General features: G+C 61.3%; 3 protein-coding genes. All 3 read left to right on the forward strand.

What is annotated here, in order from left to right; translation table 11 throughout:
* Positions 1-164 precede the first annotated feature (164 nt).
* The 3 genes from QYS60_RS23840 to QYS60_RS23850 all read left to right on the forward strand — a co-directional run bounded on the left by QYS60_RS23840 (position 165) and on the right by QYS60_RS23850 (position 1897).
* Positions 165-488: a terminase gene (locus QYS60_RS23840; protein WP_237210647.1), complete on the forward strand. Its 324-nt coding sequence runs from the start codon at positions 165-167 to the stop codon at positions 486-488.
* Between the two features lie 336 nt (positions 489-824).
* Complete coding sequence (locus tag QYS60_RS23845) at positions 825-1436, forward strand: hypothetical protein (RefSeq protein ID WP_371384453.1); 612 nt, start codon at positions 825-827, stop codon at positions 1434-1436.
* A gap of 47 nt (positions 1437-1483) precedes the next feature.
* Positions 1484-1897 (forward strand): hypothetical protein, encoded by a 414-nt coding sequence (locus QYS60_RS23850; protein ID WP_371384454.1) that lies wholly within the window; start codon positions 1484-1486, stop codon positions 1895-1897.
* The last annotated feature ends 25 nt before the right edge of the window (positions 1898-1922 follow it).

Raw genomic sequence — 1922 nt, forward strand, 5'->3', positions numbered from 1 at the left:
GGCCGGCGCGTCACCCCCCACCCGGGGTGACCCCCACCCACCCCCACACCCGCCACCTCCGGCATAGGCGGGCATATCTCTCCGCGGCCTGAATCGAATGGCCCTATTCGACCGTTAGGAGGCCTCTTGTGGCCGATGTTCCGAAACCACCGCGGGGCCTCCGCGTGGCAGGCAAGCGTCTGTGGACTGACACGCTCACAGACTTCGAGTTGGCCGAGCACGAGCAAGCCCTGTTGCTGCAGGCGTGCCGTACCGCGGATGCGTTGGACGATCTGCAGAAGGTGCTTGAGCGTGACGGCGTGTTGAACGAGTCGCCGCAGGGGGTGCGGGTGCATCCGGCGCTTCCGGAGTTGCGGCAGCAGCGGATCACGTTCGCGCGCCTGGTCGCGGCGTTGGGGTTGGAGTCGGGCGTGCAGGAGGAGGATGCGCCGAAGCAGCAGCGTCGGGCGACTCGGGGGACGTATGGGATCAAGGGGGTGGTGTCGTGAAGCGCCGGGAGAGGCCGGGGGTGGTGCCGGCCGAGTTGTTGGACTTCACCGTCTGGTGCAAGCGCCGTGGTGTCGTGGATCCCCAGTGGGCCACGTTCAGTCAGTGGTGCGATGCCCGCGGCGAGTGGGACGACGCTCACGGTTGGCCGGGCGGTGTTGTGGCTCGCTGGGACGAGGAACGGGAGGCTGGTCTGGGTGTTCCGTATCCGCCGTTCGACCCATCGGCGATTTGATGGGTCGGGTCCTGTGAGGTGGTGCAACAAGGCAGCTGACCTGGAACGTCAGGAAGTCCGTAAATGGCTCGCGCCAGGTTGAGTGTCTGTACCCTCGGCCAATGTGACTGATGCGGAGTCGAGTCTGGACCTGGACGAGGTAAGCAGACGTTTTGACGAGCAGGATCGTCTTGAGAAGGAAGTGTTCAGGCCTTCGTCCTGTATCCACGAAACCATCCTCAGATTGCAGTGCGCCTGGAGTGCCCTCCTCGAAGAGATAAAACACCTTCGTTACCACGACCTTGGTCGCGAGGGCGCAGCAGAGCAGAGGCGGCCGAACGATGCCCCAATTACAAAGGGGCATGAGCTGCGCAAGTATCTCGCTCAGCTCGCGAAGCGTTGGAATGTCGATAGCTGGGCCAAAGAGGCGGATGAGTGGTTCGGGACCGTTGCCGGACGTGTCGGAGAACTTCGCAACAGCTTCGCTCACATGCTCTATATCGAGTCGATCACTGGCGAGTGGCCAACCCGTGAGATCACGTTCGTAATGGTTCCGCTCTCCGAGAGCCTTTCGTTCCGAGACGACGTTTGGTCACAGCAACTCCGCGAGCGGAAGAGCGCTACCGAGCAAGAGCTGCGCGACGCGCTCGCCGAGTGCGAGCAGTTGTTGCACGCAACGCGGATTCTTGATCGGGAGATTTCCATCGCTAGAGAGAACGCATCAGGCACGCGGTAGCTACGCGGGCGAGACTTCATGCCATGGCTGCCGGTCATCGTCGAGGTGTGGAACGATCCATCTCCATGCGCATCGTGTACGGGAAGAATCTGAAGATCTGTCACCCCCAGCGGGGTACGTACTGGATCTATCACGTCCTCTTGGTAGTTGATGGCGATGAGGTTGTCGCGTTTGCGACGGCAGGGCACGATCTAGAGGTCGACATGATCGGCACCAAAAAGGACCTGCAGAGGAAAGGTCTGCAGCGGGCGATGGCAAAAAAGGCTCGGGAAATCATCGGCGGGGAAGGGTCTCTCGTTCACAACGGCTGGACTTCTTCGGACGGAAGGGCGGCCGCGCATAGCTTAGGCGTCGAAAAATCATCACGTGTCGAGGATGAGCACTGGATGGACGATGGCGATGCTGACGACAAGGCGAATAAGCAACTTGCCGAGTACCAGTCGTTGAGGTTTTCTCAGTAACGGCCTGCATGCTCGAACTGGGTGA

Origin of the sequence: Rhodococcus sp. GXMU-t2271 (assembly GCF_041414735.1) — a bacterium.
In the GTDB taxonomy this organism is placed as follows: Bacteria; Actinomycetota; Actinomycetes; order Mycobacteriales; family Mycobacteriaceae; genus Rhodococcus; species Rhodococcus indonesiensis.